Below are 219 nucleotides of genomic sequence, written 5' to 3' on the forward strand. Positions count from 1 at the left end.
CGGCGAGGCCTTCGAGCGGGACTCGACCAGCGGCCGGTGGGAGCAGCGTGCCCTCGACGCCGCGGAGTCGCTCTGGTTGGTGAACGAGCCGATCGCCGATCACTACCGCGAGCGTTATCCGGAGCTGGCGGACAAGGTCCGCGTCGTCCGCAACGGGTTCGATCGGGACAGCATCCCCACGCAGATCCCCCAGCCTGCCGTTGCCCCGCTGCGCTTCGG

General features: G+C 70.3%; 1 pseudogene. It reads left to right on the plus strand.

Annotated elements, in window-relative coordinates:
• Positions 1 to 219: pseudogene (locus ACOADB_RS24540) on the plus strand (glycosyl transferase); the annotation flags it as partial.

It is taken from the genome of Nocardioides sp. CPCC 206348, assembly GCF_048654705.1.
GTDB lineage: Bacteria > Actinomycetota > Actinomycetes > Propionibacteriales > Nocardioidaceae > Nocardioides.